Origin of the sequence: Pseudomonas aeruginosa (genome assembly GCF_001457615.1) — a bacterium.
In the GTDB taxonomy this organism is placed as follows: domain Bacteria; phylum Pseudomonadota; class Gammaproteobacteria; order Pseudomonadales; family Pseudomonadaceae; genus Pseudomonas; species Pseudomonas aeruginosa.
In genome coordinates this window covers 5,615,237-5,641,521 of sequence record NZ_LN831024.1, presented here as the reverse complement: position 1 = coordinate 5,641,521, position 26,285 = coordinate 5,615,237, and the positions used below count along the sequence as shown (strand labels likewise).

Annotated in this window: 21 protein-coding genes and 1 riboswitch; of the genes, 17 read left to right on the top strand and 4 right to left on the bottom strand. The window is 67.7% G+C overall.

What is annotated here, in order from left to right; all coding sequences use genetic code 11:
* Positions 1–140 precede the first annotated feature (140 nt).
* The 7 genes from AT700_RS25960 to AT700_RS25930 all read left to right on the top strand — a co-directional run bounded on the left by AT700_RS25960 (position 141) and on the right by AT700_RS25930 (position 9,621).
* Positions 141–1,553 carry an amino acid permease gene (locus AT700_RS25960; protein ID WP_003116157.1) on the top strand — a complete coding sequence of 471 codons (1,413 nt, stop codon included), beginning with the start codon at positions 141–143 and terminating at the stop codon, positions 1,551–1,553.
* 258 nt (positions 1,554–1,811) lie between these two features.
* Positions 1,812–2,603, top strand: coding sequence for an enoyl-CoA hydratase/isomerase family protein (locus AT700_RS25955; RefSeq protein ID WP_048521713.1), 792 nt, complete (start codon positions 1,812–1,814; stop codon positions 2,601–2,603).
* A gap of 20 nt (positions 2,604–2,623) precedes the next feature.
* On the top strand, positions 2,624–3,784 hold the full coding sequence (locus AT700_RS25950) for an acyl-CoA dehydrogenase family protein (protein ID WP_048521712.1): 1,161 nt from the start codon (positions 2,624–2,626) through the stop codon (positions 3,782–3,784).
* Between the two features lie 66 nt (positions 3,785–3,850).
* A complete protein-coding gene (locus AT700_RS25945; RefSeq protein WP_048521711.1) occupies positions 3,851–5,941 on the top strand; it encodes an acetate--CoA ligase family protein in 2,091 nt (696 codons plus the stop codon).
* 41 nt (positions 5,942–5,982) lie between these two features.
* Entirely contained in the window at positions 5,983–7,662 is a 1,680-nt protein-coding gene (locus AT700_RS25940) for a 5-guanidino-2-oxopentanoate decarboxylase (RefSeq protein WP_004347641.1), read from the top strand.
* A gap of 22 nt (positions 7,663–7,684) precedes the next feature.
* A complete protein-coding gene (gene aruH, locus AT700_RS25935) occupies positions 7,685–8,866 on the top strand; it encodes an arginine--pyruvate transaminase AruH (RefSeq protein WP_048521710.1) in 1,182 nt (393 codons plus the stop codon).
* Between the two features lie 50 nt (positions 8,867–8,916).
* Entirely contained in the window at positions 8,917–9,621 is a 705-nt protein-coding gene (locus tag AT700_RS25930; RefSeq protein ID WP_023096217.1) for an NAD(P)H-dependent oxidoreductase, read from the top strand.
* 65 nt (positions 9,622–9,686) lie between these two features.
* Here AT700_RS25930 and opmH read toward each other — a convergent pair whose 3' ends face one another.
* Positions 9,687–11,135 carry an efflux transporter outer membrane subunit OpmH gene (opmH, locus tag AT700_RS25925; protein WP_048521709.1) on the bottom strand — a complete coding sequence of 483 codons (1,449 nt, stop codon included), beginning with the start codon at positions 11,133–11,135 and terminating at the stop codon, positions 9,687–9,689.
* A 229-nt stretch (positions 11,136–11,364) separates the two neighbouring features.
* Positions 11,365–11,501: riboswitch (TPP riboswitch) on the top strand.
* 89 nt (positions 11,502–11,590) lie between these two features.
* Between opmH and thiC the strand changes: the two genes are divergently transcribed.
* The gene (gene thiC, locus AT700_RS25920; RefSeq protein WP_003095696.1) at positions 11,591–13,474 is read left to right on the top strand and encodes a phosphomethylpyrimidine synthase ThiC; all 1,884 of its coding nucleotides are present in this window, start codon (positions 11,591–11,593) and stop codon (positions 13,472–13,474) included.
* A gap of 53 nt (positions 13,475–13,527) precedes the next feature.
* Here thiC and AT700_RS25915 read toward each other — a convergent pair whose 3' ends face one another.
* Complete coding sequence (locus AT700_RS25915; protein ID WP_003102069.1) at positions 13,528–14,274, bottom strand: RsiV family protein; 747 nt, start codon at positions 14,272–14,274, stop codon at positions 13,528–13,530.
* 242 nt (positions 14,275–14,516) lie between these two features.
* Between AT700_RS25915 and AT700_RS25910 the strand changes: the two genes are divergently transcribed.
* The 9 genes from AT700_RS25910 (at position 14,517) to AT700_RS25870 (ending at position 24,017) form a co-directional block, all read left to right on the top strand.
* Entirely contained in the window at positions 14,517–15,134 is a 618-nt protein-coding gene (locus AT700_RS25910) for an NUDIX domain-containing protein (protein ID WP_003095694.1), read from the top strand.
* Positions 15,125–15,583, top strand: coding sequence for a DUF1249 domain-containing protein (locus AT700_RS25905; protein ID WP_003102067.1), 459 nt, complete (start codon positions 15,125–15,127; stop codon positions 15,581–15,583). The genes AT700_RS25910 and AT700_RS25905 overlap by 10 nt, the downstream gene beginning before the upstream one ends.
* Positions 15,584–15,736: 153 nt before the next feature.
* Entirely contained in the window at positions 15,737–16,555 is an 819-nt protein-coding gene (gene cpdA / locus AT700_RS25900; RefSeq protein WP_003102066.1) for a 3',5'-cyclic-AMP phosphodiesterase, read from the top strand.
* Positions 16,556–16,686: 131 nt separating this feature from the next.
* On the top strand, positions 16,687–17,307 hold the full coding sequence (locus AT700_RS25895; RefSeq protein WP_046638607.1) for a YqiA/YcfP family alpha/beta fold hydrolase: 621 nt from the start codon (positions 16,687–16,689) through the stop codon (positions 17,305–17,307).
* An 11-nt stretch (positions 17,308–17,318) separates the two neighbouring features.
* Complete coding sequence (parE, locus tag AT700_RS25890; RefSeq protein ID WP_003102062.1) at positions 17,319–19,208, top strand: DNA topoisomerase IV subunit B; 1,890 nt, start codon at positions 17,319–17,321, stop codon at positions 19,206–19,208.
* Positions 19,208–20,221 carry an esterase-like activity of phytase family protein gene (locus AT700_RS25885; protein ID WP_003102060.1) on the top strand — a complete coding sequence of 338 codons (1,014 nt, stop codon included), beginning with the start codon at positions 19,208–19,210 and terminating at the stop codon, positions 20,219–20,221. The genes parE and AT700_RS25885 overlap by 1 nt, the downstream gene beginning before the upstream one ends.
* Positions 20,218–20,742: a retropepsin-like aspartic protease family protein gene (locus AT700_RS25880; RefSeq protein ID WP_046638606.1), complete on the top strand. Its 525-nt coding sequence runs from the start codon at positions 20,218–20,220 to the stop codon at positions 20,740–20,742. The genes AT700_RS25885 and AT700_RS25880 overlap by 4 nt, the downstream gene beginning before the upstream one ends.
* A 7-nt stretch (positions 20,743–20,749) precedes the next feature.
* Positions 20,750–23,014, top strand: a complete 2,265-nt coding sequence (gene parC, locus AT700_RS25875) for a DNA topoisomerase IV subunit A (protein WP_046638605.1) — start codon at positions 20,750–20,752, stop codon at positions 23,012–23,014.
* Positions 23,015–23,306: 292 nt separating this feature from the next.
* Positions 23,307–24,017 (top strand): PqiC family protein, encoded by a 711-nt coding sequence (locus tag AT700_RS25870; protein WP_003102054.1) that lies wholly within the window; start codon positions 23,307–23,309, stop codon positions 24,015–24,017.
* Positions 24,018–24,074: 57 nt separating this feature from the next.
* Here AT700_RS25870 and AT700_RS25865 read toward each other — a convergent pair whose 3' ends face one another.
* Both AT700_RS25865 and AT700_RS25860 read right to left on the bottom strand, forming a co-directional pair.
* Positions 24,075–24,611, bottom strand: a complete 537-nt coding sequence (locus AT700_RS25865; RefSeq protein WP_003095684.1) for a metal-dependent hydrolase — start codon at positions 24,609–24,611, stop codon at positions 24,075–24,077.
* Positions 24,608–26,146, bottom strand: a complete 1,539-nt coding sequence (locus AT700_RS25860) for a YtjB family periplasmic protein (RefSeq protein ID WP_048521708.1) — start codon at positions 26,144–26,146, stop codon at positions 24,608–24,610. Before AT700_RS25860 ends, AT700_RS25865 begins: the two co-directional genes overlap by 4 nt.
* Positions 26,147–26,285: the final 139 nt, after the last annotated feature.

Sequence of the window (26,285 nt, the reverse complement as noted above, 5' to 3'; positions counted from 1 at the left end):
TCCGCGCGTTCAACGGCGTCTTACATCCGCCGCCAATAATCCGCTCATCCGTGCGCAAGACACGGCCTCTGACAGAGTGGAGACAAGAATAATGAGCCATCTCGAAGACCCCTGCGCGTACCCTCATCCGGAGGTGCGCCATGGCTGACGGCAAGGAAAGGCTGCAACTCACCCGGGCCCTGGCGAGCCGCCACATCTTCATGCTGTCCCTCGGCGGGGTGATCGGCACCGGGCTGTTCATGGGCTCCGGCGTGACCATCAACCAGGGCGGCCCGGCCGGCGCGGTGCTGGCCTACCTGGTGGCCGGGGTGCTGATGTACCTGGTGATGGTCTGCCTCGGCGAGCTGTCGGTGCAGATGCCGGTCTCCGGTTCGTTCCAGGCCCACGCGACGCGTTTCATCGGCCCGGCGACTGGCTTCATGATCGGCTGGGTCTACTGGATGAGCTGGGCCTCCACGGTAGGCCTGGAATTCACCGCGGCCGGGATGCTCATGACCCGCTGGTTCCCGGAGGTGCCCGTGTGGCTATGGTCGGGTTTCTTCGTGGTCGTGCTGTTCTCCCTCAATGCCCTGGCGACCCGCGCCTTCGGCGAGGCCGAGTACTGGTTCGCCGGGATCAAGGTGGCGGCGATCCTGGTGTTCATCGTGGTCGGGGGGCTGGTGATCTTCGGCGGTATCGAACTGAAGAGCGGTGCGCCGGCGCCGATGTTCTCCAACCTGGTCGGCGAGCGGCTGTTCCCCAACGGCCTGTCGGCGGTGTTCGCGGTGATGATGACGGTGGTCTATGCCTTCCAGGGTTGCGAGATCATGGGCGTCGCCGCCGGCGAGACCGAGCGACCGGAGAAGAGCATCCCGCGGGCGGTGCGCAACGTGGTGTTCCGCGTACTGATCTTCTACGTGCTGGCCATCGTCGTGCTTTCCGCCATCATTCCCTGGCAACAGGCCGGGCTGATGGAAAGCCCGTTCGTGCAGGTGTTCGACATGGTCGGGATTCCCTACGCGGCGGACCTGATGAACTTCGTCATCCTCACCGCCATCCTCTCGGTAGGCAACTCGGGCCTGTACGCCTCGACGCGGATCCTCTGGGCGATGTCCAGGACCGGCATGGCCCCGCGCGGCCTGTCGAAGCTCAGCGCGCGCGGCGTGCCGCTCTACGCGTTGCTGATCACCCTGTGCTTCGCCCTGCTCTCGTTGCTGACCAGCGTGGTCGCCGCCGACACCCTGTTCATGGTGCTGATGGCGGTGAGCGGGATGTCCGGCACCGTCACCTGGATCGTCATCGCCTACGCCCAATACCGCTTCCGCCGCGAGTACATGGCCAGCGGCGGCACGGTCGCCGAGCTGAAATATGCCGCGCCGCTGTTCCCGCTGGTGCCGTTGGCCTGCATCGCCGTGTGCTGCTCGCTGTTCGTCTTCCTCGCCCTCGATCCCACCCAGCGGCCGTCCTTGTACTGGGGCTTCGGCTTCATCGCCGCCTGCTACCTGGCCTATTACGTGGTTCGTCGCCGGCAGCCGCAGGGACTGGGCGACCCCGCCCTGGGACGGGCCGGCTGAACGGCCATTCGCAGGACCCGACGCCCGCCGCATCCGGCGGGCGTTTTCGTTTTCGCCTGGTTGGTTTGTTCGAAGTTGTAACAGCCGGCTCGCGCGGGCCTTCGCCGCTTTTCGGCGGATCGCATGGCGTGTGGCTTTGCGCCTGCCGCAGGGCCGTTACATACACCCGAATGGGTGGATTGTGGTCTTGTTGAACGAGTGTTTAGTATTGCCTGAAAGCCGCGATCGCCATCAACCAACAATAAGAACGAGGGCCGCATGACTGACCTTTCCCCATTGCAGACGCGGGTCGAAGCCGGGATCGCCTGGCTCGTCCTGAATCGTCCGCAACAGCGCAATGCACTGGATATCCCCACCCTGGAGGCCCTGCACGTCCGACTCGATGCCTGCGAGCGCGACCCGGCAGTGCGCGCCGTGGTCCTCGGCGGCAGCGGACGCAGCTTCTGCGCCGGGGCCGATCTCGCCGAATGGGCGGCGGCTGAAGCCCGTGGCGAGCTGGAAAGCTATGGCTGGACCGAGGCCGCCCACGCCCTGATGGGGCGCCTGCACGCCCTTGACAAACCCACAGTCGCCGCCGTCAACGGCAGCGCCGTGGGCGCTGGCATGGACCTGGCGCTGTGCTGCGATTTCCGCATCGCCGCCGCCTCGGCGCGCTTCAAGGCCGGCTACACCGGCATGGCCTACTGCCCGGACGCCGGCGCCAGTTGGCATCTGCCACGGCTGCTTGGCAGCGAGGCGGCCAAGCGCCTGCTGTTCCTCGACGAAGCCTGGAGCGCGGAGCGAGCCCTGGGCGCCGGACTGGTCGGCGAGGTGGTCGCCGACGAGCACCTGGTTGAGACGGTCGGCGCCTTCGCCGCGCGTCTCGCCAGCGGCCCGACCTTCGCCTTCGCCCAGACCAAGCGCCTGCTGCGCGACGGCGCCGGGCGCTCGCTGGCCGAGCAGTTGCGGGCCGAGCAGGCCGCCGGGCTGCTCTGCGGGCGCAGCGAGGATGCCGCCGAGGCGCTGCGCGCCGTGGCCGAGAAACGTTCCCCTCAATTCAGCGGGCGCTAGGCGCCGAGCAGGTGATTCCCATGGATTTCAGGCTGACCCAGGAACAGGACATGCTGGTCGAGGCGGTGCGCAGCTTCGTCGAGAAGGATCTGCTGCCCCACGAGGACGATGTCGACCGCGCCGACGCGGTGTCGCCGGAGCTGGCCGCACAGATTCGCGGCAAGGCCCTCGCCGCCGGTTTCTATGCCTTCAACATGCCCGAGGAAGTGGGCGGCGGCGGCCTCGACTACCTGTCCCAGGCGCTGGTCGAACGCGAGCTGTCGAAGGTCTCCTGGGCCCTCCACGTATTCGTCGCGCGGCCCTCGAAGATCCTCATGGCCTGCACCGGAGAACAGCTCGGCGACTACCTGTTGCCCTGCGTGCAGGGCGAAAAGACCGATTGCTTCGCCCTCACCGAGCCGGGCGCCGGCTCCGACGCCAATTCGATCAAGACCCGCGCGGTGCGCGACGGCGACGCCTTCGTGATCAACGGTAGCAAGCACTTCATCAGCCACGCCGGGCACGCCGACTTCGCCATCGTCTTCGCCGTCACCGACAGCTACGAGCACAACGGCCGCAAGCGCAACGCGGTGACCGCCTTCCTGGTGGACAAGGGCACGCCCGGGATGACCGTGCGCCGCGGGCCGAAATGCGTGAGCAACCGTGGCTACCACACCTACGAGATCTTCTTCGACGATTGCCGGGTGCCGGCCTCCAAGGTGCTCGGCGAGGTCGGCAAGGGCTGGGAAGTGGCCAACGCCTGGCTCACCGCCGGACGGGTGATGGTCGCCGCCAACTGCGTCGGCCAGGCCCAGCGCGCCCTCGACCTGTCGCTGCGCTGGGCGGCCGATCGCAAGCAGTTCGGCCAGCCGATCGGCAGCTACCAGGGCGTTTCCTTCAAGCTCGCCGACATGGCCACGCAGATCCGCGCCGCCGAGCTGATGACCCTGCACACCGCCTGGAAGATGGACCAGGGCACCATGACCGACGGCGAGGCCGGCATGGCCAAGCTGTTCGCCAGCGAGACCCTCGGCAAGGTCGCCGACGAAGCGGTGCAGATCTTCGGCGGCATGGGCCTGATGGATGAAGGACCGGTCGAGCGCATCTGGCGCAACGCGCGGATCGAACGGATCTGGGAGGGCACTTCGGAAATCCAGCGGCACATCGTTTCCCGCGAACTGCTGCGGCCGTTGCTGCGTTGAAGTCCTGGCTCCCCTCTCCCTCCAGGGGAGAGGGGAAGGCTGCCATGTTCCGAATCGAGAACCGACATGAATCGTGAAAACCTCAAGCGCCTGCTGGCACCCAGGCATCTCGCCTTCATTGGCGGCCGTAGCATGGCGCGTGCCCTGAAACGCTGTGCCGAAGGCGGTTTCGCCGGCCAGTTGTGGCTGGTCAATCCGCAGCACGCCGAACTCGAAGGCGCACCCTGCGTGGCCAGCGTCGCCGACCTGCCGTGCGGCCCGGACGCGGCGTTCGTCGCCACCAACCGCGAACTGACCCTCGACGCGGTCGCCGCGCTCGCCGCCAAAGGCGCCGGCGGGGCGATCTGCTATGCCTCCGGCTTCGCCGAAACCGGCGAACAGGGCCTGGCCTTGCAACGCCGGCTGCTGGCCGCCGCCGGCGAAATGGCGCTGCTCGGCCCGAACTGCTACGGCTTGCTCGACTACCTGCACGGCGCCGCGCTATGGCCGGTGGCACATGGCGGTCGGCAGGTGGAGCGGGGCGTCGCGGTGCTGACGCAGAGCGGCAACTTCGCCTACAACCTGTCGATGAGCGACCGTTCGCTGCCGGTGGCCTATATGGCATCGGTGGGCAACCAGGCGCAGCTGGGCATCGCCGAGCTGATGGACGTGCTGCTCGACGAGCCGCGGGTGACTGCCATCGGCCTGCATCTGGAAGGTCTGAAGAACGTCCCGGGGTTCGCCCGCGCGGCCTACAAGGCGTTGCAGAAAGGCGTGCCGGTGATCGCCCTGAAGACCGGAGTGTCGAAGATCGGTGCTGCCCTCGCGCTCAGCCACACCAGTTCCCTGGCCGGTTCCGACGCGCTCTACGACAGCCTGTTCGAGCGCCTCGGGGTAATCCGTGTGAGCGGCCCGGTGAGCTTCGTCGAAACCCTCAAGGCCGCCGCCTGCGGCCACCTGCCTGGCGGGCCGAGCCTGGTCGCGCTGGCCTGTTCCGGCGGCGACGCCGGGTTGATCGCTGACTACGCCGAGCGCAACGGCCTGGGGTTGCCGTCTTTCGACGCCGGACAGCGCGACGAACTGGCCGGGGTACTGCCCGACTACGCCAACATCGCCAACCCGCTGGACTTCACCACCGCTATCTGGGGCGATGCCGCGGCCCTGGAGGAAATGCTCGACAGCGCTCTGCGCAGCCCTGCCGACGCCGCCCTGCTGGTGCTCGACTATCCGGGCGAGGAAACCGGCGAGCGGCCGCAGTGCGACCTGCTTCTGCAACGCTACTGCGCCGCGCTGAAGCGCCACGGCAAAGTCGGCTTCATCGCCTCGGCGTTCCCGGAACTGCTGCCGGCCCGGGCCCGCGAGCTGTTGCACGGCGAGGGCGTCGCCGCGCTGCAGGGCGTCGAGGATGGTCTCGCCGCCTGGGGACGGATCGCCCGCTACCGCCAGCGCCGCGCGGCGCTGCTGGAGCGCGGTGAGGCGGCGTTGGTGCCGATCTGCCCAGGGCCGCTGGCGGGCGACGGCTACCTGCTCGACGAGTGGCAATCCAAGCAGGCGCTGAAACCCTTCGGCCTGCCACTGCCCCAGGGGGTGCTGAGCACCCCCGGCCAGGCCCGCGAAGCGGCCCTCGACCTCGGCTTCCCGCTGGTGCTCAAGGCGGTCAGCGCCGCACTGCCGCACAAGACCGAGGCCGGTGGCGTGGCGCTCGGCCTACGCAACGAGGCGGCGTTGGAGGCGGCATTGTTCGACATGCGCGAAAGCCTGGCCCGGCACGCGCCGCAACTGGTCTTCGAGCGTGTGTTATTGGAGCGCATGGCTGGCGCGCCGCTGGCCGAGCTGATCGTCGGGGTCAAGCGCGAGGAGGGCTTCGGCCTGGCATTGGTGATCGGTGCCGGCGGGATACTCGTGGAGCTGCTGCGTGACAGTCGCAGCCTGCTCCTGCCAACCACCGACGCGGCGATCCGCGATGCCCTGCTGAGCCTGCGCAGCGCGCCGTTGCTCAGCGGCTTCCGCGGTCGCCCGGCAGTGTGCATGGAGGCCCTGGTGGCGGCGATCCGCGCGGTCGCCGAATTCGCCTGCGAACATGCCGAGCGCTTGCTGGAGCTGGACGTCAATCCGTTGCTGGCGGATGCCGAGGGAGCGCTGGCGGTGGATGCGTTGATCCGGCTGGCCAATGGCTGAAGGCCGGGGGGACACGACGGCTCCCCCTCCCGCTTGTGGGAATGGGAGCAAGAGCGCTGCGGCGCGAACGGCGACTCCGATGGTCGCCGAACTGGACGAGGATATTGCCCATGCAACCACAGAAGACCCTCACCGCCGGCCAGGCCCTGGTCCGCTTGCTGGCCAACTACGGCGTGGATACCGTTTTCGGCATCCCCGGCGTGCATACCCTGGAGCTGTACCGCGGACTTCCGGGCAGCGGCATCCGCCACGTGCTGACCCGCCACGAGCAGGGCGCCGGCTTCATGGCCGACGGTTATGCGCGGGTCAGCGGCAAGCCGGGAGTGTGCTTCGTCATCACCGGGCCGGGCGTGACCAACGTCGCCACCGCCATCGGCCAGGCCTACGCCGACTCGGTGCCGCTGCTGGTGATTTCCAGCGTCAACCACAGCGCCAGCCTGGGCAAGGGCTGGGGCTGCCTGCACGAGACCCAGGACCAGCGTGCCATGACCGCGCCGATCACTGCCTTCTCCGCCCTGGCCTTGAGCCCGGAACAGCTGCCCGAACTGATCGCCCGGGCCTACGCGGTGTTCGACAGCGAGCGTCCGCGCCCGGTGCATATCTCGATCCCGCTCGACGTGCTCGCCGCGCCGGTGGCCCATGACTGGAGCGCTGCCGTGGCGCGCCGCCCTGGTCGTGGCGTGCCGTGCACCGAGGCATTGCGGGCGGCGGCGGAGCGCCTGGCTGCGGCCCGGCGACCAATGCTCATCGCCGGCGGCGGCGCGCTGGCGGCCGGCGATGCGCTTGCCGCGCTGAGCGAGCGCCTGGCCGCGCCGCTGTTCACCAGCGTCGCCGGCAAGGGCCTGCTGCCGCCGGACGCGCCGCTCAACGCCGGGGCCAGCCTGTGCGTAGCGCCGGGCTGGGAGATGATCGCCGAGGCCGATCTGGTGCTGGCGGTGGGCACCGAGATGGCCGACACCGACTTCTGGCGCGAACGCCTGCCGCTGTCCGGCGAACTGATCCGCGTCGATATCGACCCGCGCAAGTTCAACGACTTCTATCCCTCTGCCGTAGCGCTCAGGGGCGATGCCCGGCAGACCCTTGAGGCGCTGCTGGCGCGCCTGCCGCAGGAGGCCCGCGACGCCGCGCCGGCCGCCGCGAGGGTGGCGCGCCTGCGCGCGGAGATCCGCGCGGCACACGCGCCGCTGCAGGCGCTGCACCAGGCGATCCTCGACCGGATCGCCGCCGCGCTGCCGGCCGATGCGTTCGTCAGCACCGACATGACCCAACTGGCCTATACCGGCAACTACGCGTTCGCCAGCCGAGCGCCGCGCAGCTGGCTGCATCCCACCGGCTACGGCACCCTCGGCTACGGCCTGCCGGCCGGCATCGGCGCCAAGCTCGGCGCCCCGCAGCGCCCGGGCCTGGTGCTGGTCGGCGATGGCGGCTTCCTCTACACCGCGCAGGAACTGGCCACCGCCAGCGAGGAACTGGACAGTCCGCTGGTGGTGCTACTGTGGAACAACGACGCGCTCGGCCAGATCCGCGACGACATGCTCGGCCTGGACATCGAGCCGGTCGGCGTGCTGCCGCGCAACCCCGACTTCGCCCTGCTGGGCCGCGCCTACGGTTGCGCGGTGCGCCAGCCGCAGGACCTGGACGAACTGGAGCGCGACCTGCGCGCCGGCTTCGGGCAGCCCGGCGTGACCCTGATCGAACTGCGGCACGCCTGCGCGCGCTGACCGCCGGACAAGGAGAGCATCCATGCGCTATTCCGACTTCACTCAACGTATCGCCGGCGACGGCGCCGCTGCCTGGGACATCCACTATCGCGCGCTGGCGCGGGTCGAGCAGGGCGAGGAAATCCTCCTGCTGTCGGTCGGCGACCCCGACTTCGATACCCCGGCGCCCATCGTCCAGGCGGCCATCGACAGCCTGCTGGCCGGCAACACCCACTACGCCGACGTGCGCGGCAAGCGCGCCCTGCGCCAGCGCATCGCCGAGCGCCACCGGCGGCGCAGCGGCCAGGCGGTGGACGCGGAGCAGGTGGTGGTGCTGGCAGGTGCCCAATGCGCGCTGTACGCGGTGGTGCAGTGCCTGCTGAATCCGGGCGACGAGGTGATAGTCGCCGAGCCGATGTACGTCACCTACGAAGCGGTGTTCGGCGCCTGTGGCGCGCGGGTGGTGCCGGTGCCGGTGCGCTCCGAGAATGGCTTCCGCGTGCAGGCCGAGGAGGTCGCCGCACTGATCACCCCGCGCACTCGCGCGATGGCGCTGAACAGCCCGCACAACCCGTCCGGCGCCAGCCTGCCGCGGATCACCTGGGAAGCCCTGGCCGAGCTGTGCATGGCCCATGACCTGTGGATGATCTCCGACGAGGTCTACAGCGAACTGCTGTTCGACGGCGAGCACGTCAGCCCGGCCAGCCTGCCGGGGATGGCCGAACGTACCGCGACCCTCAACAGCCTGTCGAAATCCCACGCCATGACCGGCTGGCGGGTCGGCTGGGTGGTCGGTCCCGCAGCACTCTGCGCGCACCTGGAGAACCTCGCCCTGTGCATGCTCTATGGCTCGCCGGAATTCATCCAGGATGCCGCCTGCACTGCGCTGGAAGCGCCGCTGCCGGAGTTGGAGGCGATGCGCGAGGCCTACCGCCGCCGCCGCGACCTGGTAATCGAGTGCCTGGCCGACAGCCCCGGCCTGCGTCCACTACGCCCGGACGGCGGCATGTTCGTGATGGTCGACATCCGCCCCACCGGACTTTCCGCCCAGGCCTTCGCCGACCGCCTGCTGGACCGCCATGGCGTATCGGTGCTCGCCGGCGAAGCCTTCGGTCCGAGCGCCGCCGGTCACATCCGCCTCGGCCTGGTGTTGGGCGCCGAACCGCTGCGCGAAGCCTGTCGGCGCATCGCGCTGTGCGCCGCCGAGTTGCTCGGCCAGGCCTGAAACCCTCGGCCGCGAGCGATGCGGCCGGTCACCACGATTCGGAAACCACGATGAACGTACTGATCGTCCACGCCCACAACGAACCGCAATCCTTCACCCGCGCGCTCTGCGACCAGGCATGCGAGACCCTGGCAGGCCAGGGCCACGCGGTGCAGGTCTCGGATCTCTACGCGATGAACTGGAATCCGGTGGCCAGTGCCGCCGACTTCGCCGAGCGCGCCGATCCTGACTACCTGGTGTACGCCCTGGAGCAGCGCGAGAGCGTCAAGCGCCAGAGCCTGGCCGCCGACATCCAGGCCGAGCTGGACAAGCTGTTGTGGGCTGACCTGCTGATCCTCAACTTTCCGATCTACTGGTTCTCGGTGCCGGCGATCCTCAAGGGGTGGTTCGACCGGGTACTGGTGTCCGGGGTCTGCTATGGCGGCAAGCGCTTCTACGACCAGGGTGGCCTGGCCGGCAAGAAGGCTCTGGTCAGCCTGACCCTGGGCGGGCGCCAGCACATGTTCGGCGAGGGTGCCGTCCACGGACCGCTGGAGGACATGCTGCGGCCGATCCTGCGCGGCACCCTGGCCTATGTCGGCATGCAGGTGCTGGAGCCCTTCGTCGCCTGGCACGTGCCATACATCAGCGAGGAAGCGCGCGGCAACTTCCTGCGCGCCTACCGGGCGCGGCTGGAAAATCTCGAGCAGGATGAACCCCTGCGGTTCCCGCGGCTGGAGCAGTTCGACGCGCTGCTCCAGCCGCTGGCGCGCTGACCCGGGCGACGCGCACCAGGCCAGTCAAGCGAAGACGCCCCCGACCGGGGGCGTCTTGGCTCGTGCTAGTACTGCTGGCGCGGCTTGCTCTGTAACTGCTCGGCGGCGGCCTTGGCCAGGTCCGGCGGGAGGAAGTCCTTGTCCGGATCGTAGTCCTGCTTCAGGTAGGCGCTGAGCGCCTCCAGGTCGGCCGGGCTGAGGGTGCCGGCCGCCTGCTTCAGGCGCAGGGTATCGAGGATGTAGTCGTAGCGGCTGTTGTTGTAGTCGCGCACGGCGGCGTACAGCTGGCGCTGGGCGTTGAGCACGTCGACGATGTTGCGGGTGCCGACCTGGTAGCCGATCTCGGTGGCTTCCAGCGAACTCTGGTTGGAGATGATCGCCTGGCGCCGCGCCTGGACCTGCTCGACGTCGGTATTCACCGCGCGGTGCAGGTTGCGGGTATCCTGCACCACCTGGCGGCGCTGGCCTTCGCGGGATTGCTCGCTCTGGTTGAGGCGCTGGTAGGACTCGCGGACCTGGGAGGAGGTCAGGCCGCCGCTGTAGATCGGGATGTTCAGTTCCAGGCCAATCGTGCGTTCCTCGACATCCTTGCCGTAGTGCACCAGCGGATTGGCGGCGCTGTTGGCGAAGCCGAGGGCGTCGTTGTCGCCCTTCTGGTACTGGGCCACGGCATCGAGGGTCGGCAGGTGCCCGGCCTTGCGCTGGCGGAGGGTTTCCTCGGCGGCGTTGACCGCGTAGTTGCTGGCCAGCAGGCGCAGGTTCTGCTGCACCGCGGTGTCGACCCAGGCCTTGGCGTCGTTCGGCGCCGGCGGCACCACCGGCAGGGTGTGGCGCATGCCCTCGATGGCGCTGTAGTCGCGGTTGGTCAGGGTCACCAGGGCCTGGAAGGCATCGTCCACGCGCTGTTCGGCGATCAGCCGGTTGGCGCGGGCGGTGTCGTAGCTGGCCTGGGCCTCGAGTACGTCGGTCTTGTCGGAAAGGCCCACGTCGAAGCGCTCGTTGGCCTGGTCCAATTGACGCTTGAAGGCGGCTTCCTCGGCCTTGCTGGTGGCCAGGTTGTCCTGGGCGCGGAGCACCGTGAAGTAGGTCTCGGCGCTGCGCAGGATCAGGTCCTGCTGGGTCGCGGAGAATTCCAGCTTGGCCTGGTCGCTGGTTTCCTTGGCGGCCTGCCACTGGAACCAGCGGTCGGCGCGGAACAGCGGCTGGCTGAGGCTGGCCTGGACCACATGACTGCTGCGTTTGACCGTGGCGGCCGGTTCGTCGAGAGCGACCCGTGAGTCGCCGATACGGCCGCCGGCGCCGAGTTGCGGCAGCAGGCCGGCGCGGGCCTGGGGCACCACTTCCTTGCGCGCCAGGTAGTCGGCCTGGGCGGCGGCGAGGTCGGCGTTGTTGTCGACGGCTTCCTTGTAGACGCTGATCAGGTCGGTCTTGGTCGGCAGCGGGGTCGGCTGGGCGGCCCAGGCGACACCGGTAGCAGCGGCCACGGCGGCCGCCAGGGAGAGTCTGCGCAGCATTCGTTCGTCCTGGAAAAGATGCGAGGTGGGGCAAGGCTAAGGTCGCTACCGGTAGCGGTCAAGGCACCTGCGCGGCAACTGATCGAAGAGCCAGTCCGGATCGATGTGCCGGCGAACGTGCGGGGATCTGCGTCTTCCCTGGCGAGAGGGCGCCGGACTGGACCATGACTGCCGGTCGGGCGGGGCGTTTTCCCGTTGGCGTATCCCGCCGGTGTTGATTAGACTGCCGGGGTTCTTGTCGGGGTGCCCTATACGAGGGGCTGAGATCGGATAGTTCCGGATCCCGTTGAACCTGATCGGGCTAGCGTCCGGTTCCGCCTCGCGCGGACCGTAGCAACCCGCGTAGGGAACAAGATGTCCGCGCCATGCCTGCCTTGCCGGCGCGTCCTTCTCGCCACCAGTCCCGGTGGCCCCGCGTGCCAGGTTCTCCCGACAATCACCCAGGAGAGCCATCGATGAGCGCAACGCAGAAGAACAACATCACCCGCCTTGAGCAGCTCGACCGCCAGTCGACGCAGCCTTTCCCGAACTCGCGCAAGGTCTACCTGACCGGCTCGCGCCCGGACATCCGCGTCCCGGTGCGGGAAATCTCCCTCGCCGACACCCCCACCGCCTTCGGCGGCGAAAAGAACCCGCCGGTGTTCGTCTACGACACCTCCGGCCCGTATACCGACCCCGAGGTCCGCATCGATCTGCGCAAGGGCCTGCCTGACGTGCGTTCGCGCTGGATCGACGAGCGCGGCGACACCGAGATCCTCCCCGGCCTGACCTCCGAGTTCGGCCAGGCCCGCCTGGCCGACGCCAGCCTCGACGCCCTGCGCTTCGCCCACGTGCGCACGCCGCGCCGGGCCAAGCCGGGCGCCAACGTCTCGCAGATGCACTACGCGAAGAAAGGCATCATCACCCCGGAGATGGAATACATCGCCATCCGCGAGAACATGAAGCTGCAGGAAGCCCGGGCCGCCGGCCTGCTCGACCAGCAGCACCCGGGGCACAGCTTCGGCGCCAACATCCCGAAGGAAATCACCCCCGAGTTCGTCCGCGAGGAAGTCGCCCGCGGCCGCGCGATCATTCCGGCGAACATCAACCACACCGAGCTTGAGCCGATGATCATCGGCCGCAACTTCCTGGTGAAGATCAACGGCAACATCGGCAACAGCGCGCTGGGCTCGTCGATCGAGGAAGAGGTGGAGAAGCTCACCTGGGGCATCCGCTGGGGCGCCGACACGGTGATGGACCTGTCCACCGGTAAGCACATCCATGAAACCCGCGAGTGGATCCTGCGCAACAGCCCGGTACCGATCGGCACCGTACCGATCTACCAGGCGCTGGAGAAGGTCAACGGCGTCGCCGAGGACCTGACCTGGGAAATCTTCCGCGACACCCTGATCGAACAGGCCGAGCAGGGCGTCGACTACTTCACCATCCACGCCGGCGTGCTGCTGCGCTATGTGCCGCTGACCGCCAAGCGGGTCACCGGCATCGTTTCCCGCGGCGGCTCGATCATGGCCAAGTGGTGCCTGGCGCACCACCAGGAGAACTTCCTCTACACGCATTTCGAAGAGATCTGCGAAATCATGAAGGCCTATGACGTCAGCTTCTCGCTGGGCGATGGCCTGCGTCCGGGCTCGGTGGCCGACGCCAACGACGCCGCCCAGTTCGGCGAGCTGGAGACCCTCGGCGAGCTGACCAAGATCGCCTGGAAGCACGACGTGCAGGTGATGATCGAAGGTCCCGGCCACGTGCCGATGCAATTGATCAAGGAAAACATGGACAAGCAGCTGGAGTGCTGTGACGAGGCGCCGTTCTACACCCTCGGCCCGCTGACCACCGACATCGCCCCCGGCTACGACCACATCACCTCCGGCATCGGCGCGGCGATGATCGGCTGGTTCGGCTGCGCCATGCTCTGCTACGTCACGCCCAAGGAGCACCTGGGTCTGCCGAACAAGGATGATGTGAAGACCGGGATCATCACCTACAAGATCGCCGCCCATGCCGCCGACCTCGCCAAGGGCCACCCGGGCGCGCAGATCCGCGACAACGCGCTATCCAAGGCGCGCTTCGAGTTCCGTTGGGAGGACCAGTTCAACCTTGGCCTGGACCCGGACACCGCGCGGGCGTTCCATGACGAGACCCTGCCGAAGGACTCGGCCAAGGTCGCGCACTTCTGCTCCATGTGCGGACCGAAGTTCTGCTCGATGAAGATCACCCAGGAAGTCCGCGACTACGCCAAGGAGAACGGCCTGTCCGACGAGAGCAAGGCCATCGAGGCTGGCTTCCAGGAGCAGGCGGCGCGCTTCAAGGACGAAGGATCGGTGATCTACAGGCAGGTGTAGGCCGCGCCACGGGGCCCCTCGCCGTGACGAGGGGCTGCGGAGCGTCGGAAGCGTCAGCCGCGGCCGGGGAACAGGTTCGGCTTGACGATGCCGTTCAGGCGCGGATACGGGATCTTCAGTTCGGGGTGGGCATAGGAATACGGCGCGATGGAGTAGGCGTCGTACTTCAGCGTCACCGCGCCGAAGGTCAATGCCACGTGCGGGGTGCGCTGGAACGGCCAGGTCTTCTGGAAATCGGCGTCCTGGTCGAGCTTGTTGGCCAGCAGCCAGGCCTTGTGCGCCAGCTCGGCCTGTTTCCAGAAGGCTTCTTCCTGGCCGGGAACCAGCATGTCCTGCAGGCTCAGCACCTTGTGCTGCCTGCGGTCGTAGTTGATGAAGCCGCGACCGGGCATGCCGTGGGCGCCGCCGGTGAACAGGTAGCTGGAAAGCTCGATGATCACCAGACCGTCATGTTGTTCGCGCACCTTGGCTTGCAGGTAGCTGCTCCAGCCCGGCTCGGCGCTGTCCAGGAACTGCCGCTCGTAGGCCGCCAGCGATGCCGGCAGGGGTGTTTCGTTGTTTTCCCGGGTCATTTCCAGCAGGGCGCGCTCGACGATCGGGTCCAACTGCGGTTCGTCGGGGAACTTCAAGGTGTCGATGTTTACCAAGGGACACTGTTCGCCCTGACAGCCGGGCTTCAGGTGCTCGCTGGCGAGGCGCTCGGTGGGCAGCGGGTCGTCGAGGCCGGGCTTGAAGAGGCTCTGGCAGGCGCTCAGCAGAACGACCAGGCTGCCGAGGGCGGCGAATTTCAGAAGGCGCATGGGATTCCTTTTGCGACGGTGGATGGGCGGGCTCGAAGCGTCGACCAGTCCGTTTCGACCCTGGCGTCGCGCTTGAGTTCGGCCCGCGCAAACCCCAAGTATGGCCTAGCCGTGGCCGGGAAACACGCCCGTGCGGCGAGCGCCACGAAGTTTTCCCGAGCTGTCCTGAAAGTGGCTGCGCCCTGCGCCGGGCCGCGATAGGATGGCGCGAAACCCACATACCCGAGTGAAGTGAGTCGAGGATGTCCGAAACCTTCAAACCCGCCCCCGGTGACGTCGAGCTCGTGCAGCGCGAGGAATGCTTCCGCGGCTTCTATCGTCTCGATCGCCTGCGCCTGCGGCATCGCCAGTTCGACGGCAGCATGGGCCGGGAAATCAGTCGGGAACTGTTCGTCCGCCATGACGCGGTCTGCGTGCTGCCCTACGACCCGCAGCGCGATTGCGTGGTGCTCATCGAGCAATTCCGCGTCGGGGCGATGCAGAAGCTCGCCAACCCCTGGCTGCTGGAGCTGGTCGCCGGCCTGATCGACAAGGACGAGCAACCGGAGGAAGTGGCCCATCGCGAGGCGATGGAGGAGGCCGGGCTGACTCTCGGTGCGCTCTGGCCGATAACCCAGTACCTGCCGTCGCCGGGCGGCACCGACGAAGTGGTGCACCTGTTCGTCGGCCGTTGCGACAGCGAAGGCGTCGGCGGCGTGCATGGCTTGCCGGAGGAGGGCGAGGACATCCGCGTCCACGTCTGGCCGTTGGAAGATGCGCTGCAGGCCGTGCGCGACGGGCGGATCAACAACGCGGCGAGCATCATCGCCCTGCAGTGGCTGGCCCTGAACCGGGCCGAGGTGCGTGGGCTATGGGCCTGAACCTGCTGCGCGAGCGCTACCGGGTCGACCTGGCCAGCCTGCAGGCGACCTGCGAAGCGAACTACGCGCGGCTCATGCGCCTGCTCCCGGACATGCGCGAGGCGCAGGCCTCGCGCCGGGTCGCGCTGAGCGAAGGGGAGCGGCTGCTCGGCGTACTTGCGCTGGAAGTGACCGAGGCCTGCCCCTACACCACCACCCTTCAGGTGCGCCAGGAACTGGGCCTGCCCTGGTTGCCGGCGCCGCGGCTGGAAGTGCGGGTCTACCACGATGCGCGGATGGCCGAGGTGATCGGCGCCGAACAGGCGCGGCGGCTGATGGCGATCTATCCCTACCCGAACCAGGCGATGCACCAGCCCGACGAGAAGAACCAGCTCAACCTGTTCCTCGGCGAGTGGCTCGCCCATTGCCTGGCCTGCGGCCACGAAATGGAGCCGGTGGCCCAGCGCTGAGCGGTTGCAGGCAAAAGGCCAGTTGAATGACATCAAGCCAAAAGTAGTCCTCGCAACTGTGATCTGTTCCGCTTTCCGGGTTTGCCGCCACTTTCGTCGGTCACCATAATCATCCCTTTCACCGCGGACGCCTCGCCTTCAGGAGACGGCCCCTTGTCACGCCATTCGAACACTCCCGCCACCGACGCCTCCGTACTGCTGGTGCAGCTCTCGGACAGCCACCTGTTCGCCGAGGATGGCGCGCGCCTGCTTGGCATGGATACCGCCCATAGCCTGGAGAAGGTGGTCGAGCGGGTCGCCCGGGAGCAGCCGCGGATCGACCTGATTCTCGCCACCGGCGACGTCTCCCAGGACGGCAGCCTCGATTCCTACACACGCTTCCGCAGGTTGAGCGCCCCCCTGGACGCGCCGTTGCGCTGGTTCGCCGGTAACCACGACGAACGCGAGCCGATGCAAAGGGCGACCGAGGGCAGCGACCTGCTGGAGCAGGTCGTCGACGTCGGCAATTGGCGCGTGGTGTTGCTCGACTCGAGCATTCCCGGCGCGGTGCCGGGCTATCTCGAGGAGGATCAGCTGGAGCTGCTGCGGCGCGCCATCGACAGCGCCGGCGAACGCTTCCTGCTGGTTTCCTTCCATCACCACCCGGTGCCGATCGGCAGCGACTGGATGGATCCCATCGGCCTGCGCAACCCGCAGGCGCTGTTCGACCTGCTGGCGCCCTATCCGCAGGTACGCTGCCTGCTGTGGGGGCACATTCACCAGGAGTTCGACCGCCAGCGCGGCCCGCTGCGCCTGCTGGCTTCGCCGTCCACCTGCGTACAGTTCGCCCCCGGCAGCAGCGACTTCACCCTCGACCGCCTGGCGCCGGGCTACCGCTGGTTGCGCCTGCACGACGACGGGCGCCTGGAAACGGGGATCTCGCGGGTCGACGACGTCGTCTTCGAAGTGGACTACGACACCGCCGGATACTGACATGCCCCCGGTCGCGGGATACCGCGGCCACGTGCGTCGTTGCCGATCGGCGCGCAGGCTGGAAGATGAAGCCTGGAAGCTGTTACCGTTCGGCTTTCCCTACCGAGTTGAAGCCCATTAGCCCGTTCCCGATGACCGCGACCAGCCCATCCCTGCTGTATATCCACGGCTTCAACAGTTCGCCCGAATCGCACAAGGCGCGTCAGCTGCAGGCGGCCTTCGGCCACTTGGGCCTGGCCGAAGGCCTGCGCGTCCCGGCCCTGCTCCATCACCCACGGCAGGCTATCGCCCAGTTGGAGCGGGCCATTGCCGAGCTCGGGCGACCGGTGCTGGTCGGCAGCTCCCTGGGTGGCTACTATGCGACCCATTTGGCGGAGCGCCATGGCCTGGCGGCGATCCTGGTCAATCCGGCGGTCGCCCCGCATCGTTCCTTCGACGGCTACCTGGGCGCGCAGACCAACCACTACAGCGGCGAGACCTGGGAACTCACCGAGGACCACGTGGCGGCGTTGGCCGAACTGGAAGTCACGCACCTGCAACGTCCCGAACGCTACCAGGTATGGCTGCAGACCGCCGACGAAACCCTCGATTATCGCGTCGCGCAGGCCTTCTACCGAGCCTGCGCGCTACGTATCCAGGCCGGCGGCGACCACGGTTTCCAGGGCTTCGCCCGGCACCTGCCGGCGCTGCTGGCGTTCGCCGGCTACCCGTCGGCGCTGTGGCGCGACACCGACTTTTCGACTTTTGACTGAATAGAGACCCCATGGCTACTTACAACGCAGACGCCATCGAAGTCCTTTCCGGCCTCGACCCGGTGCGCAAGCGCCCGGGGATGTACACCGACACCACCCGCCCCAACCACCTGGCCCAGGAAGTCATCGACAACAGCGTCGACGAAGCCCTGGCCGGCCACGCGAAGAGCGTGCAGGTGATCCTGCACCAGGACAACTCGCTGGAAGTCATCGACGATGGCCGCGGCATGCCGGTGGACATCCACCCGGAAGAGGGCGTGCCGGGCGTCGAGCTGATCCTTACCAAGCTGCATGCCGGCGGCAAGTTCTCGAACAAGAACTACCAGTTCTCCGGCGGCTTGCACGGGGTTGGCATCTCGGTGGTGAACGCGCTCTCGACCCGGGTCGAGGTACGCGTCAAGCGCGACGCCAACGAGTACCGGATGACCTTCGCCGACGGCTTCAAGGACAGCGATCTGGAAGTCATCGGCACGGTCGGCAAGCGCAATACCGGTACCAGCGTGCATTTCTGGCCGGATCCGAAGTATTTCGATTCGGCGAAGTTCTCGGTCAGCCGCCTCAAGCATGTGCTCAAGGCCAAGGCGGTGCTGTGCCCGGGCCTGAGCGTGGTGTTCGAGGACAAGAACACCGGCGAGCGCGTCGAGTGGCACTTCGAGGACGGCCTGCGCTCCTACCTGACCGACGCGGTCGCCGAGCTGCCGCGCCTGCCCGATGAACCCTTCTGCGGCAACCTCGAAGGTTCCAAGGAAGCGGTGAGCTGGGCCCTGCTGTGGCTGCCCGAGGGCGGTGAGTCGGTGCAGGAAAGCTACGTCAACCTGATTCCCACGGCCCAGGGCGGCACCCATGTGAACGGCCTGCGCCAGGGCCTGCTCGACGCCATGCGCGAGTTCTGCGAGTTCCGCAACCTGTTGCCGCGCGGCGTCAAGCTGGCGCCCGAGGACGTCTGGGAGCGGATCGCCTTCGTCCTCTCGATGAAGATGCAGGAGCCGCAGTTCTCCGGGCAGACCAAGGAGCGCCTGTCGTCCCGCGAGGCGGCGGCGTTCGTCTCGGGCGTGGTGAAGGACGCCTTCAGCCTGTGGCTCAACGAGCACGCCGAAATCGGCCTGCAACTGGCGGAACTGGCGATCAGCAACGCCGGGCGTCGCCTCAAGGCGGGCAAGAAGGTCGAGCGCAAGAAGATCACCCAGGGGCCGGCGCTGCCCGGCAAACTGGCCGACTGCGCCGGACAGGAACCGATGCGCGCGGAACTGTTCCTGGTCGAGGGCGACTCCGCCGGCGGCTCGGCGAAGCAGGCGCGGGACAAGGAATTCCAGGCGATCATGCCGCTGCGCGGAAAGATCCTGAACACCTGGGAAGTGGACGGCGGCGAGGTGCTCGCCAGCCAGGAGGTCCACGACATCGCGGTGGCCATCGGCGTCGATCCGGGTGCCAGTGACCTGGCCCAGCTGCGCTACGGCAAGATCTGTATCCTCGCGGATGCCGACTCCGACGGGCTGCACATCGCCACGCTGCTCTGCGCGCTGTTCGTCCGCCATTTCCGCCCGCTGGTGGAAGCCGGCCACGTCTACGTGGCGATGCCGCCGCTGTACCGCATCGACCTCGGCAAGGACATCTACTACGCCCTCGACGAAGCCGAGCGCGACGGCATCCTCGAGCGCCTGGCCGCAGAGAAGAAGCGCGGCAAGCCGCAGGTCACCCGCTTCAAGGGCCTTGGCGAAATGAATCCGTTGCAACTGCGCGAGACCACCATGGATCCGAATACCCGGCGGCTGGTCCAGCTCACCCTGGAGGACGCCACCGGTACCCTGGAGATCATGGACATGCTGCTGGCCAAGAAGCGCGCCGGTGACCGCAAGTCCTGGCTGGAAAGCAAGGGCAACCTGGCCGAGGTGCTGGTCTGATGCGCCGCCTGCTGGCCATCCTCGGCCTGTTCGGGGGCCTGGTCCAGGCGGCCGAGGCGCCGCCAGAGCCACCGGTTCCGGCAGCCTTGAGCTTCATCTCCGAACATGCGGTGGAGGGCATGCGCGGCGGCAACCTCTCCGGGCTGGCCTGGTGTGGTGGCGCGCTGTGGACGGTTTCCGACCGCGACGATGACCGCCTGTATCGCCTGCAACCCTCGGCCGAAGGCTCCGACCAGCCCTGGCAGGCCGAGGCCGAGAGTTTCATCGCTCCGACCCCGCCGGACAGCGGGTTGCCCTGGGGCATGAGCACGCGGGTCTGGCTCAGTGGCCTGGTGCGCGGCGGCAACCTCGACTTCGAAGGCATCGCCTGCGATGCCGCCGGCAATCGCTACCTGGTCAGCGAGGCGCACGCGGCGGTCCTGCAACTGCCGGTGAGCGGCACGCCGAACTGGCTGCGCCTGCCGCCCGGCCTGCTGCCGCAAGCGCGGGCCAGCGGCATGCTGATGAATTTCAACGCGCTGTTCGAAGGGATCGCCGTCGACCCCGAGGGCAAGCGCCTCTGGCTGGCTGCCGAGCGCGAGCGCCGCGGCCTGCTGGTGGCCCACCGCGACAACAGTGCCTGGCGCTGCGAGGGCAGCTGCGTACTGCTCGCCGAGGGCGGCAAGATCGAGCCGCCGCCGGAACTGGGCAGCGCGCGCAAGCTGCCGAAGGATTTCTCCGACCTCGCCTTCTACCGCGGCAAGCTGTTCACCCTGGAGCGCCTGGCGCATCAGATCTGCCGCCGCGACCTGGCCCAGGCCAAGGTCGAGCGCTGCTGGTCGTTCGCCTCGGCGGTCCTGGCGCCGGAGCGTCGCTACGAGCTGCCTTATGGCGTCGCGGAAGCCCTGTCGCTGGACGACAAGGGCGCCTGGCTGGGCATCGACAATGGCGACCATGCGCGCGCCGATGGCGATGTGCGGCCCTTCGTCCTGCGCTTCGCCGCGCCCGCCGGCGGCTGGTTGGGGGACAAGTGAGGCAACAGGCGCCCGGTCAGCGGCTGGGACGGATCATGCTGGTGCTGGCCTGGGTCGCCGGGCTGGCGCTGGCGACGCGCTATTTCGGCGTCTGGGAAGATCGACAGCGCAACCCGAACCAGGCGCCGCAATCGATCCATGGCGACGGCTACGTCGAGTTGCGCCTGGCCAGCAGCCGCCAGGGCCATTACCTGCTGAACGGGCAGATCAACGGCCAGGGCGTGACCTTCCTGCTCGATACCGGGGCGACCCAGGTGGCGGTGCCGGAAGCCCTGGCGGCAAGACTCGCGCTGGAGCGCGGCGCGCCGATCACCCTGAGCACGGCCAACGGCCGCGCCACGGGCTGGCGCACGCGGCTGGACCAGCTGCAACTCGGCGATATCCGCCTGTCCGGGGTCGCGGCGCTGATTGCGCCGGGCATGGACGGCGATGAGGTGCTACTCGGCATGAGCGCCCTGAAACAACTCGAATTCACCCAGCGCGACGGCACCCTGGTGCTGCGCCAAAACACTTCTCCGTGAGGTACGCATGAGCGAATCCCTCGATCTGAGCCTGGAAGGGGTCGAACGCCGGTCGTTGGCCGAGTTCACCGAGCAGGCCTATCTGAACTATTCCATGTACGTGATCATGGACCGCGCCCTGCCGCATATCGGCGACGGCCTGAAACCGGTGCAGCGACGCATCGTCTACGCCATGAGCGAACTGGGGCTGGATGCCGATTCCAAGCACAAGAAGTCGGCGCGCACCGTCGGCGACGTGCTCGGCAAGTTCCACCCGCACGGCGACTCGGCCTGCTACGAGGCCATGGTGCTGATGGCGCAGCCGTTCTCCTATCGCTATCCGCTGGTGGACGGCCAGGGCAACTGGGGGGCTCCGGACGATCCCAAGTCCTTCGCCGCCATGCGTTATACCGAGGCGCGCCTGTCGCGCTATTCCGAGGTGCTGCTCAGCGAACTGGGCCAGGGTACCGTGGACTGGGTACCGAACTTCGACGGCACCCTCGACGAGCCGGCCGTGCTGCCGGCCCGCCTGCCCAACCTGCTGCTCAACGGCACCACCGGCATCGCGGTGGGCATGGCCACCGACGTGCCGCCGCACAACCTGCGGGAAGTCGCGTCGGCCTGCGTGCGCCTGCTCGACCAGCCGGGCGCGACGGTCGCCGAATTGTGCGAACACGTGCCGGGCCCGGACTTCCCCACCGAAGCCGAGATCATCACCCCGCGCGCCGACCTGCAGAAGGTCTACGAGACCGGCCGCGGTTCGGTGCGCATGCGCGCGGTGTACCGCGTCGAGGACGGCGACATCGTCATCCACGCCCTGCCGCACCAGGTGTCCGGTTCCAAGGTGCTGGAACAGATCGCCGGGCAGATGCAGGCCAAGAAGCTGCCGATGGTGGCCGACCTGCGCGACGAGTCGGACCACGAGAACCCGACCCGCATCGTCATCATCCCGCGTTCGAACCGGGTCGATGTCGAAGAGCTGATGACCCATCTGTTCGCCACCACCGACCTGGAAACCAGCTACCGGGTCAACCTGAACATCATCGGCCTCGACGGAAAGCCGCAGGTCAAGGACCTGCGCCAGTTGCTCTCGGAGTGGCTGCAGTTCCGCATCGGCACCGTGCGTCGACGCCTGCAGTTCCGCCTGGACAAGGTCGAGCGCCGCCTGCATCTGCTGGATGGCTTGCTGATCGCCTTCCTCAACCTCGACGAGGTGATCCACATCATCCGCACCGAGGATCAGCCCAAGGCGGTGCTGATGGAGCGCTTCGAACTCAGCGAGGTGCAGGCCGACTACATCCTCGACACCCGCCTGCGCCAGTTGGCACGCCTGGAAGAGATGAAGATCCGCGGCGAGCAGGAAGAGTTGCTGAAGGAGCAGAAGCGCCTGCAGACCCTGCTCGGCAGCGAGGCCAAGCTGAAGAAGCTGGTGCGCGAGGAGCTGATCAAGGACGCCGAGACCTACGGCGACGACCGCCGTTCGCCGATCGTCGCCCGCGCCGAGGCCCGCGCGCTGTCGGAAACCGAGCTGATGCCCACCGAACCGGTGACCGTGGTGCTCTCGGAAAAAGGCTGGGTGCGTTGCGCCAAGGGCCACGACATCGACGCCGCCGGCCTCTCCTACAAGGCCGGCGACGGCTTCAAGGCCGCCGCGCCGGGACGCTCGAACCAGTATGCGGTGTTCATCGACTCCACCGGGCGCAGCTACTCGCTGCCGGCCCACAGCCTGCCGTCCGCGCGAGGCCAGGGCGAGCCACTCAGCGGCCGGCTGACGCCGCCGCCGGGGGCCAGCTTCGAATGCGTGCTGCTGCCGGACGACGATGCGCTGTTCGTGATCGCTTCCGACGCCGGCTATGGTTTCGTGGTCAAGGGCGAGGACCTGCAGGCCAAGAACAAGGCCGGCAAGGCCCTGCTCAGCCTGCCCAACGGCTCCGCCGTGGTGGCGCCGCGCCCGGTGCGCGATGTGGAGCAGGATTGGCTGGCGGCCGTGACGACCGAGGGCCGTCTGCTATTGTTCAAGGTCTCCGACCTGCCGCAGCTCGGCAAGGGCAAGGGCAACAAGATCATCGGCATCCCCGGCGAACGCGTGGTCAGCCGCGAGGAATACCTCACCGACCTGGCTGTTCTGCCAGCCGGGGCAACGTTGGTCCTGCAGGCCGGAAAGCGTACCCTGTCGCTCAAGGGCGACGACCTGGAACACTACAAGGGAGAGCGCGGCCGTCGAGGCAACAAGCTGCCGCGCGGATTCCAGCGCGTCGACAGCCTGCTGGTGGATATTCCGCCACAGGATTGAAATGAGCCGTTACCGGTCTCCGATCTCTCGCATATCCGCAAGGGAATGGCGAAAGCGGCCTCTTCCGAGGCCGGCTTTCCGGGGGAATGTCGTCTCCCTGGCGGGTTCCGCCGGGTTTTCCCCTGACGCAGGTGGTCCGAAACCGGTTTCGGAATACGCTCTGCCTCTGGAGCTATGGCGCTGGTTAGGGGATGATACGCCCCTTCGGCCGCCGTTTCCGATGGCGGGTGGCCAGTAGAATTCAAGTCTTGCATCAGTAGTGCCGATCTTCGGCGAAATACGGTGGTTCTCGATGAGCGCGTGGCGCGTCTTCGCATGTCTTTCCCTCGTCAGCCTGCTCGGGCTGACGGGTTGTGCGGTCCATCCGCCGGCCCAGCTCTACCAGTTGGACGTCGGTGCCGCTGCGGTACCGAAAAAGGACGGCGGTGCGGCCGTCCTGCTCGGGCCGGTACAACTGGCCGACTATCTCAAGCGCGATGTGATGGTGCAGCGGCAGGCCGATGGTATTCTCAGTCTGTCCACCGAAGCGCGCTGGGCCGGCAACCTGGAGACCAATGTCAGCCAGCAACTGCTGCGGCAGATGTCCAGCGAGCTGGGCAGCAGCCGCCTGGCGCTGTTCCCGGAAAAACCCGGTTTCACCCCCCAGGTCCAGGTGATGCTGACCATCAGTCGCCTCGACTCCGGCCCCAAGCAGCCGGCAGTGATCGAGGCGCGCTGGCGCCTGTTGGACCAGAAGGGCGACCTGAAGGACAGCCGGGTGTTCCACGAGGAAGAACAGCATCAGGGCAGCATCGGCGACCAGATCCGTGCCCAGAGCGACCTGCTCAAGCGCCTGGCGGCGCAGTTGGCCAAGGACGTCAAGCCGATCGCCGTGGCGGCCGAGGCGCCGCCGCCGGCGACCGCGCGCAAGCCGGTGGCCAAGCCGAAGGTCAAGGAAGAGGAAGGTCCGAAAATGCCACTGGTGGTGCCGATTCGCACCGACGCCGAGGTCTATCGGTTCTGATTGTCGATAGCCGACTAGGAGAAAGCCCCGCCGAAGCGGGGCTTTTTCGTTTCGGCGTCAGCGTGAGCGGCGCAACAGGAAGCGCAGGGCCATGCCGGCGAGCGCCAGCAGCAGGCAGGGCAGCCAGACCCAGCGCGCCTCCGATTGCAGCACCAGCAATCCGCGTTCGCTGAGGAAGCGCGACAGACCGATCGGCGACACGGCGATCGGATGGAACGGCATGAAGTAGCGGGCGTCGCTCCAGGGCCAGAACCAGGCGACGCCCAGCCCGCCATTGGTCATCGCGTCCAGCAGGCTGTGCGAGGCGGTGGCCAGCGCTACCCACAGCCCGGCTTTCAGCGGTCCGCTATGCAGCGGCCGGCAGGCGAGGGCGGCGAGCGCGCCGAGGATCGCGGCGAACAATAGCGAATGGCTGAAGCCGCGATGGCCGAAGGCATCGTGATAGGCGATGCCGAGCTTGAAGGCGACTACGTCGAAGTCCGGCAGGCAGGCGGCGAGCATGCCTGCCAGCAGCAGGCGTGGCGGAATCACCCGGCTGCCAAGGGCCAGTCCCACCGCCAGGACCGGCAGCGGGTGGGTGATCAGGGTGGTCACGGGCGGGCGCGGTCGTGCATGCGCGCCAGTTGGCGCTCGAGCATCGACGGATACGGCTCCAGCAGACGCTCGACGCAGCAGGCTCCTTCCGGACTGGCGATGGCGCGGATACGGGCGCGCTCGCGGACCACCGCGTCGTCGGCGATGCTGCGTTCGACCAGCAGCAGGTTGCGGCTGTGCTGGTTGAGGGCGAGGGCGTTCTGCACGGTTTCGTTGAGCAGCAGGTCGGCCTGGGTCTGTTCGCTGAGGTCTTCGCCGAGGCTCAGGCCCAGTTGCAGTTGCAAGGTGATGCCGCTGTCGGCGACCTCGATCTGCAGGGCATGGCCGAGCGCACGCATCAGTTCACCGCAGCAGAGCGCGTTGGTCAGGTAGTCGGCGCGGTTGTCGCGGCTGTGGAAGAGAATCAGGCTGCCGCCGTCGCTGAGCGTGTGCAGGCAGCCCTTGTACTGGCGGGCGGCCTGTTCCAGGCAGTCGCGATAGCGTTGCAGGAGATCCACCAGGCGGCTGCGCGGCAACCGGCGCAACTGTTCCTGAGCGCCGAGCTGGATCGCCAGCACCGCACTGTGTTGCGGTTCGCGCGCAGCGGCGGGCGCTGCGGGCTGTTCCCCGGCTTCGGCTCCGTTCTCGTCGAAGGCGTCCTGGTCCAGCGGGTCTTCGTCGATGGAGGTGAATTCCACCGGCTTGGTCTCGTCCAGCAGGGCGTCGCCCAGCGGAATGTCGTCTTCCTCGAAGGCCGAGGCCTCGACCTTGCGGCTGCGCAGGTCGGCTTCGTCGTCTTCCAGCAGGATGTCGTCGAAGTTCTGCGGCAGCGGTGCTTCTTCCGGCTCCGGCGCCGGCGGCTTTTCCGGCACCAGGCGCTCTTCCAGGTCGCGCGCCAGGTCGCCCAGCTCGTTCTGCAGTTCGGCGCCGGGGGCCGGATTGTCCGGATCGCGCAACCAGACACGCAATTGCAACAAGGGTGTGGAAATCTGCCGCCCCAGGCGCAGGCTGAAATACAGGGCGAGGATCAGCAGGATCAGGCTGATCAGGCCCATGCTCTGCAGGCTGATCATCATCGGCTGCTGGAACTGCTGCATGTCCAGGCTGATGCGCAGGTGCCCGGCGATCACTTCCTGGAAGGTGATCGGCGTCGAGTACAGGCCTTCGGTGGCACCGAGCAGGCTCTGCTTCGGACGGCTGCCGGCCTCGGCGAGGATGCGCTGGTCGACGCTGTAGATCGCCGCATGGGCCACCAGCGGGTTCTTCACCAGGTTGTTCAGCAGCACGTTGAGGCTGAGGATGTCGTTGGACACCAGCAACTCGGTGGCGGACGCGGCGGTCTGGGTGATCAGGCTCTGGCCCAGGGCATCGGCCTGCTGCTGCATGGCCTGGCGAAACTGCATGCCCATGACCCAGGCGTAGATCAGCAGGGCCAGGGCCACCAGGATCAGGCTATGGCTGGCGAGCCGCAGGGCGATCGGGACGCGGCGCTGGCGCAAGGCACGAAACAGCAGGAGGAAGAAATTGTCGGGCTTGACGGACGTGGGCCGGGTCACAGGGGGCTCGGTCTTCTGAAATAGAGGTATCGCGCAGTATAACCAGCGCCCCCCGAGGGGCAAAGGGCCGTTGACGCGCTTTCCAGGCCGCCGCGCGGCGGTTTCGCGGGTTTTCCCGGTCGGTTCCGACCGGTGGTGA

Coding starts and splice junctions, on each gene's coding strand:
- AT700_RS25960 (WP_003116157.1), top strand. CDS start 141: ATGGCTGACGGCAAGGAAAGGCTGCAACTCACCCGGGCCCTGGCGAGC.
- AT700_RS25940 (WP_004347641.1), top strand. CDS start 5,983: ATGGGAGCAAGAGCGCTGCGGCGCGAACGGCGACTCCGATGGTCGCCG.
- opmH (WP_048521709.1), bottom strand. CDS start 11,135: ATGCTGCGCAGACTCTCCCTGGCGGCCGCCGTGGCCGCTGCTACCGGT.
- AT700_RS25885 (WP_003102060.1), top strand. CDS start 19,208: ATGCGCCGCCTGCTGGCCATCCTCGGCCTGTTCGGGGGCCTGGTCCAG.
- AT700_RS25895 (WP_046638607.1), top strand. CDS start 16,687: ATGACCGCGACCAGCCCATCCCTGCTGTATATCCACGGCTTCAACAGT.
- AT700_RS25945 (WP_048521711.1), top strand. CDS start 3,851: ATGAATCGTGAAAACCTCAAGCGCCTGCTGGCACCCAGGCATCTCGCC.
- parE (WP_003102062.1), top strand. CDS start 17,319: ATGGCTACTTACAACGCAGACGCCATCGAAGTCCTTTCCGGCCTCGAC.
- thiC (WP_003095696.1), top strand. CDS start 11,591: ATGAGCGCAACGCAGAAGAACAACATCACCCGCCTTGAGCAGCTCGAC.
- aruH (WP_048521710.1), top strand. CDS start 7,685: ATGCGCTATTCCGACTTCACTCAACGTATCGCCGGCGACGGCGCCGCT.
- AT700_RS25910 (WP_003095694.1), top strand. CDS start 14,517: ATGTCCGAAACCTTCAAACCCGCCCCCGGTGACGTCGAGCTCGTGCAG.
- AT700_RS25950 (WP_048521712.1), top strand. CDS start 2,624: ATGGATTTCAGGCTGACCCAGGAACAGGACATGCTGGTCGAGGCGGTG.
- AT700_RS25930 (WP_023096217.1), top strand. CDS start 8,917: ATGAACGTACTGATCGTCCACGCCCACAACGAACCGCAATCCTTCACC.
- AT700_RS25915 (WP_003102069.1), bottom strand. CDS start 14,274: ATGCGCCTTCTGAAATTCGCCGCCCTCGGCAGCCTGGTCGTTCTGCTG.
- parC (WP_046638605.1), top strand. CDS start 20,750: ATGAGCGAATCCCTCGATCTGAGCCTGGAAGGGGTCGAACGCCGGTCG.
- AT700_RS25905 (WP_003102067.1), top strand. CDS start 15,125: ATGGGCCTGAACCTGCTGCGCGAGCGCTACCGGGTCGACCTGGCCAGC.
- AT700_RS25870 (WP_003102054.1), top strand. CDS start 23,307: ATGAGCGCGTGGCGCGTCTTCGCATGTCTTTCCCTCGTCAGCCTGCTC.
- AT700_RS25955 (WP_048521713.1), top strand. CDS start 1,812: ATGACTGACCTTTCCCCATTGCAGACGCGGGTCGAAGCCGGGATCGCC.